Annotated in this window: 15 protein-coding genes; 7 read left to right on the forward strand and 8 right to left on the reverse strand. The window is 65.5% G+C overall.

The annotated features are described in order from the left end of the window. Positions 1–2 precede the first annotated feature (2 nt). The gene (locus JQ566_RS29395; protein ID WP_212378925.1) at positions 3–857 is read right to left on the reverse strand and encodes an enoyl-CoA hydratase; all 855 of its coding nucleotides are present in this window, start codon (positions 855–857) and stop codon (positions 3–5) included. Between the two features lie 144 nt (positions 858–1,001). On the opposite strand from JQ566_RS29395, the gene JQ566_RS29400 reads away from it, so the two are divergent. The 6 genes from JQ566_RS29400 (at position 1,002) to JQ566_RS29425 (ending at position 6,473) form a co-directional block, all read left to right on the forward strand. Further along, complete coding sequence (locus JQ566_RS29400; RefSeq protein WP_212378927.1) at positions 1,002–1,610, forward strand: LemA family protein; 609 nt, start codon at positions 1,002–1,004, stop codon at positions 1,608–1,610. Positions 1,611–1,746: 136 nt separating this feature from the next. Further along, positions 1,747–2,646, forward strand: a complete 900-nt coding sequence (locus JQ566_RS29405; RefSeq protein ID WP_212379016.1) for a TPM domain-containing protein — start codon at positions 1,747–1,749, stop codon at positions 2,644–2,646. A 5-nt stretch (positions 2,647–2,651) separates the two neighbouring features. Then, positions 2,652–3,149, forward strand: coding sequence for a TPM domain-containing protein (locus tag JQ566_RS29410; protein ID WP_212378929.1), 498 nt, complete (start codon positions 2,652–2,654; stop codon positions 3,147–3,149). 421 nt (positions 3,150–3,570) lie between these two features. Continuing rightward, on the forward strand, positions 3,571–4,569 hold the full coding sequence (locus JQ566_RS29415; protein WP_212379018.1) for a hypothetical protein: 999 nt from the start codon (positions 3,571–3,573) through the stop codon (positions 4,567–4,569). A 92-nt stretch (positions 4,570–4,661) separates the two neighbouring features. Beyond that, positions 4,662–6,212: a hypothetical protein gene (locus JQ566_RS29420; protein WP_212378930.1), complete on the forward strand. Its 1,551-nt coding sequence runs from the start codon at positions 4,662–4,664 to the stop codon at positions 6,210–6,212. A gap of 96 nt (positions 6,213–6,308) precedes the next feature. Then, positions 6,309–6,473, forward strand: a complete 165-nt coding sequence (locus JQ566_RS29425; RefSeq protein WP_212378932.1) for a hypothetical protein — start codon at positions 6,309–6,311, stop codon at positions 6,471–6,473. Positions 6,474–6,483: 10 nt separating this feature from the next. Here the strand turns inward: JQ566_RS29425 and JQ566_RS29430 are convergent, their stop codons facing one another. The 3 genes from JQ566_RS29430 to putA form a co-directional block, all read right to left on the reverse strand. After that, positions 6,484–7,131, reverse strand: coding sequence for a glutathione S-transferase family protein (locus tag JQ566_RS29430; protein WP_212378934.1), 648 nt, complete (start codon positions 7,129–7,131; stop codon positions 6,484–6,486). A gap of 149 nt (positions 7,132–7,280) precedes the next feature. Next, complete coding sequence (locus tag JQ566_RS29435; RefSeq protein WP_212378936.1) at positions 7,281–8,486, reverse strand: CaiB/BaiF CoA transferase family protein; 1,206 nt, start codon at positions 8,484–8,486, stop codon at positions 7,281–7,283. Between the two features lie 115 nt (positions 8,487–8,601). After that, positions 8,602–11,601 carry a bifunctional proline dehydrogenase/L-glutamate gamma-semialdehyde dehydrogenase PutA gene (gene putA / locus JQ566_RS29440; protein ID WP_212378938.1) on the reverse strand — a complete coding sequence of 1,000 codons (3,000 nt, stop codon included), beginning with the start codon at positions 11,599–11,601 and terminating at the stop codon, positions 8,602–8,604. Between the two features lie 114 nt (positions 11,602–11,715). On the opposite strand from putA, the gene JQ566_RS29445 reads away from it, so the two are divergent. Continuing rightward, entirely contained in the window at positions 11,716–12,177 is a 462-nt protein-coding gene (locus JQ566_RS29445; RefSeq protein ID WP_018317238.1) for an Lrp/AsnC ligand binding domain-containing protein, read from the forward strand. 170 nt (positions 12,178–12,347) lie between these two features. Here the strand turns inward: JQ566_RS29445 and JQ566_RS29450 are convergent, their stop codons facing one another. The 4 genes from JQ566_RS29450 to JQ566_RS29465 form a co-directional block, all read right to left on the reverse strand. Beyond that, a complete protein-coding gene (locus JQ566_RS29450; RefSeq protein ID WP_008563500.1) occupies positions 12,348–12,548 on the reverse strand; it encodes a cold-shock protein in 201 nt (66 codons plus the stop codon). A 207-nt stretch (positions 12,549–12,755) separates the two neighbouring features. After that, positions 12,756–13,064 (reverse strand): SorB family sulfite dehydrogenase c-type cytochrome subunit, encoded by a 309-nt coding sequence (gene sorB / locus JQ566_RS29455; RefSeq protein WP_212378940.1) that lies wholly within the window; start codon positions 13,062–13,064, stop codon positions 12,756–12,758. Between the two features lie 12 nt (positions 13,065–13,076). Beyond that, the gene (gene sorA / locus JQ566_RS29460; protein ID WP_212378942.1) at positions 13,077–14,276 is read right to left on the reverse strand and encodes a SorA family sulfite dehydrogenase catalytic subunit; all 1,200 of its coding nucleotides are present in this window, start codon (positions 14,274–14,276) and stop codon (positions 13,077–13,079) included. A 330-nt stretch (positions 14,277–14,606) separates the two neighbouring features. Further along, entirely contained in the window at positions 14,607–16,340 is a 1,734-nt protein-coding gene (locus tag JQ566_RS29465; protein ID WP_212378944.1) for an adenylate/guanylate cyclase domain-containing protein, read from the reverse strand. Positions 16,341–16,554: the final 214 nt, after the last annotated feature.

The following is a 16,554-nucleotide window of genomic DNA, read 5'->3' on the forward strand; positions in this document are numbered from 1 at the left end:
GTCTACTCCGCCGCCGCCGGTGGCTTGCGCACGGAGGGATGCAGGCCGGAGGGATCGACGATCATGCCGAACTCCTGGAGATTATGCGCGTGGCAGAGCTGATGCAGCGCAAAGGCCTGGTCGATCGCGGCGGGCTGGCCCATCACGTCGACCGAGCGGTTGACCGCCTCCTTGGTCAGCTTCAGCGCGAAGGACGGCTTTGTCGCGATCCGGCGCGCCAGCTCTAGCACGCGCGACGACAGCTCCGCGCGCGGCACGATTTGGTTGACCATGCCGAGCTGGTGCGCCTGCTGCGCGCTCCAGCTGTCGGCGGTGAACAGAAACTCCTTGGCCTTGCGCGCCCCGAGCTCCCAGGGATGCACGAACCATTCGACGCCGCAGACGCCCATGGTGACGACGGGATCGCAGAACTGCGCATCGTCGCTGGCGACGATGAGGTCGCAGGCCCAGGCCAGCATCAAGCCGCCCGCGATGCACTTGCCGTGCACTTCGGCGATGGTGGGCTTCGCAAGGTTGCGCCAGCGCCGCGTGATCTGGAGATATATTTCCTGCTCGCGGGCGAAGCGGCCATGCGCGTTGGGCTCGGCAAAGCCGCCCCAATTTCCGATCGGCGGGAAATCGACCCCTGCGGTATTCTTGTCTCCGGGGCGCAGGTCATGGCCGGAGGAGAAGTGCGGCCCGTTGCCGGCGAGAATGATGACCTTGACCGCGTCGTCCTGCACCGCCGCGTCGAAAGCGGCGTTGAGGTCGTAGGTCATCTGCAGGTTCTGTGCGTTGCGCGCCTCGGGCCGGTTCATCACGACACGGACGATCGCCGGCTCCGGCCGCTCCACGAGGATGGTCTCGAACGAGGACATCGCGTTCCTCCCTGGCGCTTCCGCTTTTGTTTTGCCGGAGTTGACTATGCCGGCCTGCGATAGGCAAGAGGCTTGCGTCAGCCGGCTGCTTTTCTCGGGCGCGCAATCTGATAGTTTGCGCTGGTTTCCACCGGGAGAAATTTGATGCGCAAGATCCTGACCGTGCTGGCGGCGCTGGCCTCGCTGAGCCTGACCAATTGCGGCTACAACGCGATCCAGAGCGAGGACGAGCAGATCAAGGCCAACTGGTCCGAGGTCGTGAACCAGTATCAGCGCCGCGCCGATCTCGTGCCCAACCTCGTCAACTCGGTGAAGGGTTTTGCCCAGCAGGAGAAGGACGTGCTGCTCGGCGTCACCAATGCGCGGGCCAAGGTCGGCAGCATCCAGGCAACGCCGGAGGTGCTGAACGACCCTGCAGCCTTCCAGAAATTCCAGGCCGCGCAGGGCGAGCTCTCCAGCGCGCTGTCGCGGCTGCTGGTCGTCACCGAGAACTATCCGCAGCTGAAGTCGGATGCCCTGTTCAAGGACCTGATGTCCCAGTTGGAGGGCACCGAGAACCGCATCACGGTGGCGCGCAACCGCTACATCAAGGCGGTGCAGGAGTATAACGTCACCATCCGCTCCTTCCCGACCAACCTCACCGCGATGACGTTCGGCTACAAGGAGAAGCCGAACTTCTCGGTCGAGAACGAGAAGGCGATCTCGACCGCGCCGAAGGTGGACTTCAACCCGGCGCCCGCGCCGTCGAAGTAAGCGCGTCGTTTCGCGAATGCGCATCGCCCCGCCCACCGCCGTCATTCCCCGCGAAGGCGGGGAATCCAGTATGCCGCGGCTTCTCCGTATCCTGCTGGCGTCTCTGGAATACTGGATCGCCCGGTCAAGCCGGGCGATGACACTGAGTGTGTGGTGGCGTCCTGCCATTCTCGTCGCGCTCCTGCTGTCGCTCGCGCTACCCGCCTCCGCCGATGTCGCCGTCCCCCAGCTCACCGGCCGCGTGGTCGATCAGACCGGCACGCTCTCCAGCAGCGACATCGCCACGCTCACGCAAAAGCTGCGCGACTTCGAGAACCGCAAGGGCAGTCAGATCGCCGTCCTGATCGTCCCGACCACGCAGCCGGAGACGATCGAGCAATTCTCGATCCGCGTTGCGGAGGCCTGGAAGATCGGCCGCAAGAAGGTCGATGACGGCGCGATCCTCGTCGTCGCCAAGAACGACCGGCATTTGCGCATCGAGGTCGGCTATGGCCTCGAAGGCGTGCTGACCGACGTGACCTCGCGGCGCATCATCGACGAGGATATCACCCCCAAGTTCAGGAGCGGTGACTTCGCCGCGGGCATCGGTGCGGGCGTCGACCGCATGTTGCGGGTGATCGACGGCGAGCCGCTGCCGTCACCGTCGCGCAGCGTCAACTTCGCCCATAATCTGGACGACCTCGCGCCGGTGTTTGCCGTGGCGCTGTTTGCCTCGATCGGCGTCGGCGGGTTCTTCCGCGCGATCCTGGGGCGGCTGCTCGGATCGTTGGCGACCGGGGGCATCATCGCAGCGGTGACCTGGTTCATCCTCGGCTCCGCCGCGCTCGCGGCGGCCGTCGGGGTCCTCGGCTTCATCATCGGATTTGTCGCCGATCTGTTTTCGGCGATCACGCCGGGCACAGGCCGCTCGCGCGGCGGCTCGTGGTCGAGCGGCTCCTCGGGCGGCTGGAGCAGCGGATCGTCAAGCAGCGACAGCGGCAGCTTCAGCGGCGGCGGGGGTAGTTTCGGCGGCGGCGGCGCCTCGGGGAGCTGGTAGCGGTCATGAGCATCAAGCGCATTGCCAGGCACCTCGTGCAGCATCATTGGCGGGCGAAGCAGATTTTTCCGCGAGCCGTGCTCGACCGCATCGAGCAGGCGATCAAGCGCGGCGAAGCCACCCATTCCGGCCAGGTCCGCTTCGTCGTCGAAGGCGCGCTCGACGGCGGCCCGCTGTTCCGCAACCAGCCGGCGCGCGAGCGCGCGCTCGACGTGTTCTCGCTCCTGCGCATCTGGGACACCGCGCACAACAACGGCGTCCTCATCTATCTCCTGCTCGCCGACCGCGACGTCGAGATCGTCGCGGATCGCGGCATCGATGCGAAGGTTGGCGCCGAGGGCTGGGAGACCATCTGCCGCACGATGGAGGCCGAGTTCAGATCGGGCCGGTTCGAGCACGGCGTGATCGGCGGCATCGAGGCGGTGTCGCGCGAGCTGGCGCGGCATTTCCCGCCGGGCGGCCCGCGTCCGAACGAGCTGCCGGATGCGCCGGTGGTGATGTGACGGATAGTGGTGTGGATGCGACGTGCTCAACTCTCTGACCGTCTACCCTGAGGCGCTCGCCTCTTCGGCGAGCCTCGAAGGGCGACGGCCCGGCTGCGGCAGCTAGGCCGTTCATCCTTCGAGGCTCCGCGCGCACTGCTTCGCAGCGCACGCCTCGCACCTCCAGCGACAACGGCTTCGCCGTTGCGCGGGGATGACGGGTTGGGAGTTGCGCCGTGCTTCGCGCATTCCGCCTCCGTTCATCTCGCCCCGATTACAAATTGTTGCACGCGGCCACGCCGGTTCCACTTTCCGGGCCCAATTCGGCCCCGGATGAGTTCCTAAAATTTCGGTAAGCGGGTCCGCAGGTAAGGATTTCGCAAGTAATGAAAGTTACCAAAAGGTCAATCCAGACTGGAGTATTTGAGCCGTGAGCGAACCAATGCCCGAGCAGGCTGCCCAGGATTCCGGTGCTGTCGACGCCGTAGCGCCGCAGGCCGTCGAGGCTGCCGCCGGTATCGACGCCCCCTCGATCGCCCCCGACCACGAGACGCCGCCCAAGCCTGATCCAGTTAAGCCTGATCCGGTCAAGGCGGAAGCCGCAAAGGTGGAGCCGCCGCGGATCGAAGTGCCTAAGTTCGAAGCCAAGGTTGAGCCGAAGGCTGCGGCGAAGCCCGAGCCGAAGCTCGGCAAGCTCATCGTCATGCCGCCTGCCGACCGCGCCTGGGACCGCGAAGAGTATGCCCCGCATGTGAAGGCGGACGAGCCGCGCGACACCGGCAGCAAGCGCCGCCTGTCGGCGATGGCCGCGGTGGTGGCGATTGCGGCGAGCGTCGGCGCGATCAGCGGCGCGCTTGCGACGGCCGGCATGATGCATTTCGCCGCACCCGCCCAGGCGCCGGTGCAGGTCGCCGACACCAGTGCGCTGGATGCGTCGGTCGCGCGAATCGATGCCGATCTCGTCGCCCTGAAGGCCAATGTTGAGCAGAGCTCCAAGACCGGCCTCAGCCAGTCCAACCGCGCCAACGACCGCCTCGACAAGCTGGAGAAGGCACAGGCCGAGCCGCTGGCTAGGATCGCAAAGCTGTCCGAGACCGTCGACAAGCTCCGCGCCACGCCGCCCGCAGCCCCCGCGCAGGCCGCAGCAGCGGTGCCCAAGGAGACCACCGGCTCGATCGCGCCGACCCAGGTCGCGACCGCCGCAGCTGCGTCGGCTCCGGTAGCTAGCGCGCCCAAGACCGAGGTCGGACGTCTGCCGACGATCGAAGGTTGGCGCCTGCGCAACGCCAGCAACGGCGGCGCGCTGATCGAGGGCCGTGACGGCCTCTACGAGGTGTATCCCGGCGACCCCATCCCCGGGGTCGGCCGCGTCGATGCAATCCGCCGCCAGGACGGCCGCTGGGTGGTCGTCACCAGCAGGGGCCTGATCGTCGCGCGCTGAGCGTTCGATACGACTGTCGCAGAGGCGCTTCACCGCGATGTGAGGCGCCTTTTTTGCTTGAATAGGCGTCCCTGCGCGGTGTTACTGGAGACATGGGCCGCGCCTTGCGAATTCTGGTTGCTGCCGCCGCATTGCTGGGCGGTGTCGTCTCGCTCTTCGCAGCAGAGACCACTGCCCTCACGCGCGGCACGGCGATGACCGATCCCGATCTCCTGCGCAAGCTCGACCAGAGCAATACGCTGACGATCCCGCGCCTGCTATCGCCGGAGCGGAACGCGGACGTCCCGCTCACGACCGAGCTGATGTTCGCCTCGCTGCCGCAGCTGAAGGAGATTCGACCCGCGATCGATGCGGAGTTCGACCGTTACATCGCGTGGTACAAGGCGACATATCCGGGCGAGACCATCGGCGTCGGCGAGGGTTTTGACGCGCAATTGTTCGATCGGGCCAATCTGAAATCGCGCGACACGCGTTTCGTGCTGGCCGGCATCGTCAATCGCATGGACCGCGCCTATGTCTCGGAAGAATCCTGCGGCGAGGTTCGCCTGATCTACCGTCTCGCGCGTTTCGATAATGGGCCGGATGGCGGCAAGACCGCAACGCGCCTGCCGATGACGCTCAACCTGGTGATGAAGGCGCGCGATCCGCGCCAGACGGACGCGAACGGCAAGCCGATCAGCTGCGCCGAGATCGCGCGACGCTGGCTCGACAATGGCGACTGGCCAGGCTTGATCGGCAGCCGCCTCCCGCCTGACGAGGCCATGCTCGACCGCATCGAGACCAACATCCAGGTCTCGGTCGCGCCGAAATCGGCGCTGCACGATTTCCGCTCCGACTATCTGCTCAAGGTGTTCAGGTACGACGCCGCCACGAAGACGTTCGAGGAGTCGACGCTGGAGAACCAGATCGACCGCGACCGGATTGTTGCCGACGACGCGCTGCGGCGCGACTTCAAGGCCTGGCTGCTCGCGCCTGATCATCTGCGCGAGTTCGATCGCGGCACCGTGCTGATCCCGGAGAAATTCCTGGCCAAGGCCGCGGTGGTGCCGACCCCCGCCGGCCTCGATGCCTCGGCGTTGCAGCCGGAGTTCGGCATGATGCAAGGAGAGGTGAAAGGCGAGGGCAAGGGCGATCCCGTCTTCACCGACAATGACGTGGTCGGCGCGCTGAAGCAGGCGACGGCCCGTGGCGTCGACATGCAGAACGTCCGTTCGATCGCAGGCTTCCAGCGCCGCCTCAACGACCTCACCTGCGCCGGCTGTCACCAGACCCGCGGCATCGGCGGCTTCCATTTCCCGGGCGTCGATTGGCTTGTGGACAAACCGTCGAATTCCACCATCGTGCCGGCCTCGCCGCATTTCTTCGGCGACCAGCTCCGCCGCCGCGATATCCTGACCGCGTTCGCGGCCGGAAAAAACCCTGATTTCTCACGCGGATTTGCCAGCCGGCCGCAGACCCGCGGGAGAAGCGAGCTCGCCGGTACCGAATATCAGGACGGCTGGGGCGCGCATTGTTCCCTGCAAGATCCGGGATCGGGAATGCCGGACAAGAGTTTTACGTCATGGAGCTGTGCTAACGGTCTCACCTGTCAGGCCGCCGCGGCCTCGCGCCGCATCGGCATGTGCTTCATCAAGACGCGTTAGCGCGTGATCCGGACCCGGAGGGCCGCGCCAGCGCAAAGTGTGTAGCGGTTTTCCGAAAAGATCACGCGCAAGCTAACAGACCGATTTGGATGACCCATGACGGATACCAGCGAAGCCAACAAGGAGCGCAATCGCGAGATCGCGCGGAATGAAGAAGCCAAGCAGATCACCGGCAGCGCTCGCGTCAGCATCTGGGCGGTCGCGGTGGTCGTCATCATCGGCGGGATCCTGTTCACGCTCGGCTGGCTGTCGCTGAGGTGATCGAAGCCCCTCACTTCGCGTAATTCGTCATCCGCTTGCCCGGCAGCAGCTCATAGGCCGGCTTCCAGCCGGGCAGCGCGGCCATGCGGCCGATCCAGCCGTGGATGGCGGGGTGACTCTGCGCGAAATCAAAGCCGTGCTCGTCGCTGGGATAGTGCAGATAGGCCATCATCGAGATATCGGCGACCGTCGGCCTCGCTCCAATTGCAAAGGCATTGTGCTGGAGGTGTCCGTCGAGAATGCCGAGGAAGTCCTCGATCCGTCGGCGGAAATGCTTCAGCACCTGCGGATCGTTCTTCTCGGTGAAGGCGCGCATGAAGCGGTAAGTCGCCATGTAGCCGGTGAGCTTGTGGTTGTCCCAGAACAGCCAGCGCAGCAGCTCGAATTGTTCTTCCTCCGTTTCGGCGCCGAAACGTCCGTATTGTTCGGCCAGTTTCAGCAGGAGCGGCGCGGTCTGCGTCATCTTCACGCCATCGATTTCGAGCACGGGAATCTCGCCCATCTCGTTCACGGTCTTGCGCCACTCTGCCGTGCGCGTGACGCCGCCGGCGAAATCGGTCCACATCGGCTCGAACGTCTCGCCGCAAAGCGTCAGCATCAGCGCCAGCTTGTAGCTGTTGCCGGATTCGGGGAAGTAGTGCAGGCGGTAGCTGGGCATGGGACCTCGCGACGCGGATGTTGGCGGTGAAGCTACATCGTCTCCCATCGTCATTGCGAGCGCAGCGAAGCAATCCAGCAATGCGTCCGCGGAACTCTGGATTGCTTCGCTGCGCTCGCAATGACCGGAGTTTGTGGAGCGACCGCCGCTTACCCCACCGCCCCCGAACTCCGTAGCGCCTTGATCGCCGCCTCGTCGTATCCCGCGCCGCGCAAAATCTCGTCACTGTGCTCGCCCACAGTGGGCGGCTTGCGCGGCTGCACCTTCTTGGCGCCGTCGATCCAGATCGGACTGTTGATGGTGAGCATGGTGTCGTTCTCGAACGGCACCAGCACCTCGTTGTCGAGCATCTGCTTGTCGTTCGGAATGTCGTCCAGAATGGCGACGACACCGAACACGAGGCCATTGCCGTCGAGGATTTTTCGCCATTCGGCGAGATCCCTGGTGGCGAAGGTCTCGTCCAGGATCTTGATCAGCTCGACCGAGCGGGCGTGGCGGTCGGCCTTGGTGGCGAAGCGGGGATCGTCGATCAGGTCCTCGCGCCCCAGGCACTTGGCCAGCGTCGGAAACTGCTTCTCCTCGTTCAGCAGCGACAGGATCAGCCAGCGGCCGTCCTTGCATTGATAGTGGTTGGCGACCGCGTTCAGCGCGCGCTCGCGCGGCCGTCGCTCGCCGAACTTGGCACCGCAGAGCTTTGCCTGCGCCAGCACGCTTGCGGCCCACACCCCGTTCGCCATCAGGTTGGAGGCGACATGCGAGCCCTTGCCGGTCTTCTCGCGCTGATAGAGCGCGGTGACGATGGCGCCGTAGAACGCCATGGCGCAGGGATGGTCGCCCATGCCGGCGACCGAGCGCGCCGGCGTGGTGTCGGTGTCGGCGCGGACGAGGTCCATCAGGCCGGAGCGCGCCCAATAGGCGTTGCTGTCGAAGCCGGGCTTGTTGGCTTCCTCGCCCTTCTCGCCATAGCCGGTGAAGGAGGCGTAGATCAGCCGGTCGTTGAGATGGGCGAGATGGTCGTAGGTGATGCCGAGCTTGGCACGCACCGGCGGCGGCATGTTGGTGATGAAGACGTCGGCCTCTTCCACCAGCTTGTAGAGCACGGCCTGCGCCTCGGGCTTTGCGAGGTCGATCGCGATGCTCTTCTTGTTGCGCGCCTCGAGCAGCCAGGCGAAATTGTGCTCTCCGGTCGGATAACCCGGGAGGTTGGGCAGATTGCGGTAGGGGTCGCCGGTGCCGGGCGGCTCGATCTTGATGACGTCGGCGCCGAAATCCGACAGCACGGTCGCGGCCGCGGGCGCTGCGATGAAGCTCGCGCAGTCCAGAACCTTCAGCCCCGCAAAAATGCCCTTTTCCATCGCGGCGTTGCTCCCTCGCTCTTGTCGTTTCCCGCGCGCTGGAATTGGCGCGGGCCAGTGATGGGAGCATTAGACCGATGTTTCACCGGGATGCAACGGCGCCCGGCGCAGGGCCTCACTCCTCCCCCGCAAGCAACGCAGCATTGCCGCCGGCTGCTGCGGTGTTGATGGTCACGGTCTGCTCGGTGGCAAAGCGCGCGAGATAGTGCGGGCCGCCGGCCTTGGGGCCGGTTCCGGAGAGGCCGTTGCCACCGAACGGCTGCACGCCGACCACGGCGCCGATCATGTTGCGGTTGACGTAGATGTTGCCGACCTGGACGCGGTCGATGATCGCCTCGATCGTGTCGTCGATGCGCGAATGGATGCCGAGGGTGAGCCCGTAGCCGGTGCGCTCGATCGCTTGCAAGACACGTTCGAGGGTCTCGGGCCGATAACGGACGACGTGGAGGATCGGGCCAAACACCTCCTCGGTGAGCTGGCCGGCCTCCTTGAGCTCGAAGATGTGTGGCGCGACGAAGCAGCCTTCCGGCGCGTGGCCTGCAAAGTGCAGCCGCGCCTCGCGCGTCATCCGCACGATATGCGCATCGAGGCGCTGCTTGGCTTCGCGATCGATCACCGGCCCGACATGGGTTGCGAGGTCAGAGGGATCGCCGATCTTCAACTCGCGCGCGGCGCCCGCGATCATCTCGATCATGCGGTCGGCGACATCCTCCTGCACGAACAGGAGCCGCAGCGCCGAGCAGCGCTGGCCTGCGGAGCGGAACGCGGAGGTGACGACGTCATCGGTGACCTGCTCGGGCAGCGCGGTGGCATCCGCGATCATGGCATTGATGCCGCCGGTCTCCGCGATCAGCGGCACGATCGGCCCGTCCTTGGCAGCGAGCGTTCGGTTGATCTGGCGCGCGACCTCGGTCGAGCCGGTGAAGACGACGCCCGCGATATCCGCATGCGCAGTCAGCACGGCCCCGATGCGGCCGTCGCCGGTGACGAGATGCAGAACGCTCGTGGGGATGCCGGCCTCGTGCAGCAGGGCGACGGCCTCACGCGCGATGCGCGGCGTCTGCTCGGCGGGCTTGGCGACCACGCTGTTGCCGGCCATCAGCGCCGCCGAGACCTGGCCCAGGAAGATCGCCAGCGGAAAATTCCAGGGCGAGATCGCGACAAAGACGCCGCGGCCGCGCAGGCCAAGCGCATTGCTCTCGCCGGTCGGGCCCGGCATGGCGGCATCGTTCCCGAACAGCTTGCGGCCCTGCGCGGCATAGTAGCGGCAGAAGTCGGCGGCTTCGCGCAGCTCCGACAGCGCATCGTCGAGCGTCTTGCCGCCCTCGCGTTGCAACAGCGCGATGAAACGGGCACCTCGGCTCTCCAAGAGATGCGCGGCCTGCTCCAGCGCCGCCGCGCGCGCGCCCGCCGGCGTCCGGCTCCAGCTGGCAAAGCCCGCGCGCGCAGCCGTCACCGCCGCGTTGGCTTGATGCGGCGTCGCGTCGGCGATGGGCTTGAGATCGGCCGCCTCGGCCCTGACGTCCGTCAGCAATTGGTCGAGTGCGGCACGCTCACCGAATTCGACGCCGCGCGAATTGCGCCGCTCCGGCGCGAACAGGTCTGCCGGCAGCGGAATCCTGGGATGAGGTGCCTGTTGCGGCCGGCCGATGGCATCCGCCGGGCGCTGCAGCAGCGCCGAAACCGGCACGCGATAATCGGCCGCCTGCGCCACGAACGACGAGTTGGCGCCGTTCTCCAGCAGCCGTCGCACCAGATAGGCGAGCAGGTCGCGATGGCTGCCCACCGGCGCATAGGTGCGGTAGGCGATGTCAGAGTGGTCCTTGGCAAGCTGCTCGTACAGCGCCTCGCCCATGCCGTGCAGGCGCTGGAATTCGAAGCCGCCGCTGCCGGCTGCAAGCTCCAGCACGGTCGCGACCGTCAGCGCGTTGTGGGTGGCGAATTGCGGGAAGATGCGCGGCCGCAAGGCCAGCAGCTTCGTCGCGCAGGCGACGAAGTTCAGGTCCGTCATCGCCTTGCGCGTGAACACGGGATAGCCGTCGAGCCCGCGCTCCTGCGCGCGCTTGATCTCGGTGTCCCAATAGGCGCCCTTGACCAGCCGCACCATCAGCTTGCGGTCATGCGCGCGGGCCAGCGCATCGACATAGTCGATCACGGCGCTGGCGCGCTTCTGATAGGCCTGGATCGCCAGGCCAAATCCGTCCCAGCCGGCAAGTGAGGCATCAGCGAGCGTTGCCGCGATCACGTCGAGCGACAGCTCCAGCCGGTCGGCTTCCTCGGCATCGACGGTGAAGTTCAGGTCGTAGGTCTTGGCGCGCTGCGCGAGGTCCAGCAGTTGCGGCACCAATTCGCGCATCACGCGGTCGCGGCTGATCGCCTCGAAGCGCGGATGCAGCGCCGAGAGCTTGACCGAGATGCCCGGCCGGTCGGGCAGGGGATGGTTGCCGGCTGCCTTGCCGATCGTCTCGATCGCACTGGCATAGGCGTCGAAATAGCGCTTGGCGTCGGCCGCCGTGCGCGCGCCTTCGCCAAGCATATCGAAGGAATAGCGCGGCTTCTGGCCGGAGCGCGGCTTACCCCGCTCCAGCGCCTGCTCGATGGTCTCGCCCAGCACGAAGTGATTGCCCATCAGCCGCATCGCCTGGCGCGTGGCGGTGCGCACCGCCGGCGCGCCGAGCCGCTTCACCAGCCGGCCGATGGTGCCGTCGGGCGTCTCGCCGGGCTGGATCACCCGCGCCGACAGGCCGAGCGCCCAGGCCGAAGCGTTGACCAGGAAGGCGGTGGACTTGGTCTCGTGATGGATGAAGTCGCCCTCGCCGAGCTTGTCCTCGATGAACTGGTCGGCGGTGCGGGCATCAGGCACGCGCAGCAGCGCTTCCGCCAGCACCATCAGCGCCAGTCCTTCCTTGGTCGAGAGCGCGAACTCCCGCAGCATGTCCTCGACCCCGCCGAGCCGGTCGTCGCGTTTGCGGATCGCCTCGATCAGCCGCGTCGCGGTCCGGTCGATCCGCGCCTGCTGCGGCGGGCTGAGATGCGAGGCTGGCAAGAGGCGCGCGGCGATCTCGGCATCATCGGGTGCGTAGGGGGCGGAGAAGGGTGGCGGGATGTTTGGCATGACGTGTCCTGTGGCTAAAATCCAGGATAATGCCCGCGTGACCGTAGTTCGATAGACAATCTAGCAATTTTGCCGTAATAAATGAAGCCAAGGAACGCATTTGCCGCTGAAAATATGGAACTCGATCGAATCGACCGGAAAATCCTCTCGATTTTGCAGGAGGATGGACGCATCGCCAATGTCGAGCTCGCCGAGCGCATCGGGCTGTCGCCGACATCGATCGGCGAACGGCTGAAGCGCTTGCAGCGCGAGGGCTTTGTCGAAGGCTATGGCGCGCGGCTCAACCCGCACCGGCTTGGTCTCGGTCTATTGGTGTTCGTCGAGGTGCTGCTCGACAAGACCACGCCCGACAATTTCGAGCGCTTTGCGCGCGCGGTGAAGCTCGCGCCCGAAGTGCTGGAGTGTCACATGGTTGCCGGCGGATTCGACTATCTTGTGAAGGCGCGGCTTGCAGACATGGCCGCCTATCGACGCTTCCTCGGCGAGACCCTGCTGTCGATGCCGGGCGTGCGCGAGACGCGGACCTATGCGGTGATGGAGGAGATCAAGCGCGACGCACCGTTGCCGGTGGGTTAGCGAAGTGCTGTCGCGATTGTCATTGCTGTGGTTCGATAAGCGGTCTTCGCAGGAAAAATAGCTATCCTTGTGCAATCGCAACGCCTGTCGTCGAATGCACCGGCCGTCTTCTTAAATTTTCTTGGCCCGCTCCCGGACAGATCCGGGAGGCAGCAAAGGCTGGCGCGGGCTTATACTTTGAGGTTCTCCGCGGAGGTCTTGCCCCGGTTTGCGATCTCTTCGTATTCCACCGTCTGTCCCTCGTTCAGGGTGGACAGACCGGCCTTCTGCACTGCCGAGATATGCACGAACACATCCTTGCCACCCGACGCAGGCTGGATAAATCCATAACCCTTCGTCGGGTTGAACCACTTGACCGTACCTTTAGCCATCACGACTTCTCCGCGGGTCTTCCTCCGAGATCTCGAACCGCCAGTCCCCGCCAACCGGCCGGTTCGGTCCTACAGGATACGCGGAATGTGGCAGGCTTGGTAGCTCAAACCACATCGGCATTCTGCCGAATTCCGCTCAACTTCGCGGCGTTTTTACCGGTTTTGCCCGTTTCGCGGTCAAATGACCCGCACGTGTCCCGGCCTCCGTCAATACGTCGCAGCCAGATAATCGACGATCTTGCCGACATCGGCATCGTCGATCGGTGCGCCATAGACCTTGATCATCTTGGTCACCTCGGCCTGCCAGAAGCCCTTCTTGTCCTTCATCGGCGGCTGCGTGGCGACGTAGTCGGACGAGTGGCAGGCGCTGCAATTGCCTTGCACGACCTCGAGATTGGGCCCGGGCTTGAAGGCGGCGACCTCGTCCGGGGTCTTGTAGTTGACCGGCGCGGCAAACGCCGAACCCATCGCGGCGGCGAGGGCGAGCGTGATGGTGAGGAGAACGGTGCGCTGCATGATCAGTCTCCTTCAGGCCACGCTGACGCGGACGGTTTCGACGACGTTGCGTAAGTAACCCGCCGGGTTCCAGCGCGGCGTGTCCGGCTGCGTCTCGCCGCCATTGCCGGTGGCGCGGACCTTGAGCTCATGGCCGCCGGCGGCGAGCTTCACCGGCAGCTTCCATTCGCGGAAGGCGTATTTGCCAAGGTTCTTGCCGAGCTTGGCGTTGGTCCAGGTCTTGCCGCCGTCGGTGGAGACCTGGACCTCCTTGATGCCCTTGCCGCCGTCGAAGGCGATGCCGCGCAGGGTCACAGCTCCCGCCTTCAGCCTGGCGCCATCGGGGATGCTGGTGATGAAGGAGCGGATGGTGAAGCGGTTGATCGGGATTGTCGCCTTCGGCGCGGTGCCCGGCTCGACCGCGTTGTTGGGCGTGTCAGGGATGCGATAGGCCGACTTCATCCAGAAGCCGTCATAGACGTTGTCGATGATGGTGATCTCATTGAGGTGCTTGACCCAATAGGTGCCGTAATAGCCCGGCACGATCAGGCGCAGCGGGAAGCCGTTGAGGAACGGCAGGTCCTCGCCGTTCATGCCATAGGCCAGCATCACCTCGCCGTCGGTGGCGTGATCGAGATCGAGCGCCTTGATGAAATCGGGCGTCTTGTCGTTGACCGGCCCGTCCATGCCGTTGAACGTCACCTGCTTGGCGCCGGCCTGCACGCCCGCCATCTCCAGCACGGTCTTCAGCGGCACGCCGCGCCAGCGTGCGCAGCCCATCGCGCCGTTGGCGAGCTGGCCGCCTGCGACGCGCGGCTCGAAGAAACCGCGGCTGTTGCCGGAGCACTGGTTGACGGCGACGATCTCCGTCGCCTTCATCTTCCTGATGTCTTTCAGCGACAGTTTCAGCGGCTTGTCGACCTTGCCCTTGACCTCGAGCGTGAACTTGTCGGGATCGAGATTGTAGGGCAGGTCGGAGAGGTGATAGCGCACGAAGAAGGCGTTGTTCGGCGTGATCGGGCCGTCGTTGAACACCGCAAACGGCGTCTCGAGCTGCGGCGGCCGGCTGGTCAGACCGATCATCGGCCGCTTCTGCGGATATTTCACCAGCGGCCGTTCGCCATTGGCGAAGGGCAGGGTGACGGTGTCGAGTGCCAGCGCCTTGGTGGAATTCAGTGTGGCCGCAATGGCGGCCAAGCCCGCTCCTTTGAGCAGGTCGCGTCGATCGAACATTGTGGTCTCCTCCCGGAGCTCTTTCGTTGGACCAGCGGTCATCACCGCGAGACCCGCGCTCATCTGTCGCCGCGATTTGGATGATGTCAATTCGTGCTTTCGCAGCAAGCCCATGCCGCTGCGTTGCAGCAGGCCGGTGTTACGTTCGTAACGAGATTGAGCCCAGCTCTAGCCTCAGCCTCGGTGCGCTCCCTCGCCCCGCTTGCGGGGAGAGGGTTGGGGTGAGGGGGAGTCTCCGCGAAGACGGTGAGAGTTGGACTCGCGGAGAGTCCCCCTCACCCGCCGCGCTGTGCGCGTCGGCCTCTCCCCGCGAGCGGGGAGAGGCGAACATCACGCCGCCACCCGCTCACCGCGATCGACCAGCCCCGTCAACTCCCTTGCATTCGCCACCACGCGCACGGCCATCGGCTCGTCGCGGCCGCGGATTGCGACTTCCTGCTGCGGCAGGGCGTCCTCGGCAAGGTCCGCGGTGCGGCGGACTTCTTCCGAGACGATGGCCTCGCAGGCCAGCGTCTTGGTCATGTCCTGCAGGCGGGCGGCGACGTTGACGGCATCGCCGAGCGCGGTGAAGACGATGTGATCGCGGTAGCCGATGTCGCCGATGATGACCTCGCCGCCGTGGATGCCGATGCCGAAGCGGATCGGCTGGCGAAGATCGTGGCTCAGGAGCTCGTTGAGCTCGTCGATATGCGTGGCGATTCCAGCTGCGGCCTTCAGCGCCTGCCGGCACGCGGATTGCGGGTCGGCCGACAGCCCGAACAGCGCCAGCATGCCGTCGCCGACGAACTGATTCGGCTGACCGCCGTTCTCGATGACGGCCTGGGAGACCGCGCCGAGGAAGCGGTTGACGATGAAGACCGTATCGAACGGCAGCCGCTTCTCGGCAAGCTGCGTCGAGCCGCGCATGTCCACGAACAGGCTGACGAGATAGCGCTCCTGGCCGATGCGCGCCGGCGTCGAGGCCTGCCCGTCCGCTGCATGCGTGTGGGGCGTGAACAGCTGGAAGAAGGAGAGGTCGGAGTCCGGACGCAGCTGGCACGCAAGCCGGATCGACGGATCGGTGGTGCCGACACGGGTCAGCACGAACGCCTCGCGCTGCGACGGTTCGGGCAGGGCGCCATGATCGCCGATGACGCGGATGCGGCAGGTCGAGCAGCGGGCGCGGCCGCCGCAGACGCTGGCATGCGGCACGTTGTGGCGCAGGCTTGCTTCCAGCACGGAGAGGCCCTTCGGCACCCGTACCGTCTTGCCGTTGCCGTAGGACAGCGCAATCATGCCGCCGCGCCGCTCACGCCAGGCGCGCACGCCGCGCGCGGCCAGCGCCAGTCCCAGCAAACCGAAATATCCGGCGGTGAGGCCGCCGGCGATGCGGTCGAGCATATTGCCTTCCGCGACCGTACCGACCTGGCGGCGGGTGAGATTGTGCGTGCGCCATTCGCCATCGTCACTGTCGGCGGCGACGCTGCGGCCGCCCTGGTAGATGCCGAGCAGCGACAGTGTCGGGATCAGCACGGCGGCCGCGAGCAGATAGGGCGCCGCGCGCGCGAAGAACGGCTTCAGCCGAAGCCAGAAATAGATGCCGATGCAGCCGTGCACCCAGGCGATCAGGAGCAGGATCGTCATCTGCCAGAGCCGGCCCGGCGCAGCGACGAAGAACAGATAGAGCTCCTGCGGATAGAGCTTCTGGTGTCCGTACAGCGTCTGGCCGAGTCGCACGCCGATCACATGCCCCATGACCAGAGCGGGGATGCTCAGACCCAGTACCAGCTGGAGCGGCTCGATCGTCCGCCAGCGGAACTGCCTCCGTTGATACAGCGCGTAGATGCCGAGCCCCATATGGGTCAGCGCCGCCGTGTAGAACATGATCGCGACAGGCAGGAACTGCCAGAACAGGGTGTGGTAGTAGACCCCGGCCTCCATGGCCTCGACCGAGATGTTGCCGAGCGCGTGGTTGAGGAAATGGCTGACCACATAGGAGAACAGGATGATTCCGCAGATGAGCCGCACCTGCCGCGCGCTGGTTGCGCGCACGAGTTCGGGCATATGGACGGGAGCGGTGGCCATGATTCGATTGTATCAGTCCATCGAGGAGAACAGCCAGCGTAGCGTTTAATTCCCGATGTGGACAGGTTGTGAAGTCACATACGCGGCAGGGTTACGAAATCGTAGGGTGGGCGCGTCTAACCTCCGCTGTCGTCCCGGACAAGCGCGCCCAAAGCGCGCGCCGATCCGGGACCCATAATCACAGGAGCAGTTGAGGGCAGGCTGGTAACTCCGA

Source organism: Bradyrhizobium sp. SZCCT0231, from assembly GCF_018130245.1.
Classification (GTDB): Bacteria; Pseudomonadota; Alphaproteobacteria; order Rhizobiales; family Xanthobacteraceae; genus Bradyrhizobium; species Bradyrhizobium japonicum_F.

Bases quoted from the DNA above. Each gene is read 5' to 3' on its own strand.
- JQ566_RS29395 (WP_212378925.1), bottom strand. From the start codon at position 857: ATGTCCTCGTTCGAGACCATCCTCGTGGAGCGGCCGGAGCCGGCGATC.
- JQ566_RS29420 (WP_212378930.1), top strand. From the start codon at position 4,662: ATGGGCCGCGCCTTGCGAATTCTGGTTGCTGCCGCCGCATTGCTGGGC.
- JQ566_RS29400 (WP_212378927.1), top strand. From the start codon at position 1,002: ATGCGCAAGATCCTGACCGTGCTGGCGGCGCTGGCCTCGCTGAGCCTG.
- JQ566_RS29410 (WP_212378929.1), top strand. From the start codon at position 2,652: ATGAGCATCAAGCGCATTGCCAGGCACCTCGTGCAGCATCATTGGCGG.
- JQ566_RS29425 (WP_212378932.1), top strand. From the start codon at position 6,309: ATGACGGATACCAGCGAAGCCAACAAGGAGCGCAATCGCGAGATCGCG.
- JQ566_RS29465 (WP_212378944.1), bottom strand. From the start codon at position 16,340: ATGGCCACCGCTCCCGTCCATATGCCCGAACTCGTGCGCGCAACCAGC.
- JQ566_RS29405 (WP_212379016.1), top strand. From the start codon at position 1,747: ATGACACTGAGTGTGTGGTGGCGTCCTGCCATTCTCGTCGCGCTCCTG.
- sorB (WP_212378940.1), bottom strand. From the start codon at position 13,064: ATGCAGCGCACCGTTCTCCTCACCATCACGCTCGCCCTCGCCGCCGCG.
- JQ566_RS29430 (WP_212378934.1), bottom strand. From the start codon at position 7,131: ATGCCCAGCTACCGCCTGCACTACTTCCCCGAATCCGGCAACAGCTAC.
- JQ566_RS29445 (WP_018317238.1), top strand. From the start codon at position 11,716: ATGGAACTCGATCGAATCGACCGGAAAATCCTCTCGATTTTGCAGGAG.
- JQ566_RS29435 (WP_212378936.1), bottom strand. From the start codon at position 8,486: ATGGAAAAGGGCATTTTTGCGGGGCTGAAGGTTCTGGACTGCGCGAGC.
- putA (WP_212378938.1), bottom strand. From the start codon at position 11,601: ATGCCAAACATCCCGCCACCCTTCTCCGCCCCCTACGCACCCGATGAT.
- JQ566_RS29450 (WP_008563500.1), bottom strand. From the start codon at position 12,548: ATGGCTAAAGGTACGGTCAAGTGGTTCAACCCGACGAAGGGTTATGGA.
- JQ566_RS29415 (WP_212379018.1), top strand. From the start codon at position 3,571: ATGCCCGAGCAGGCTGCCCAGGATTCCGGTGCTGTCGACGCCGTAGCG.
- sorA (WP_212378942.1), bottom strand. From the start codon at position 14,276: ATGTTCGATCGACGCGACCTGCTCAAAGGAGCGGGCTTGGCCGCCATT.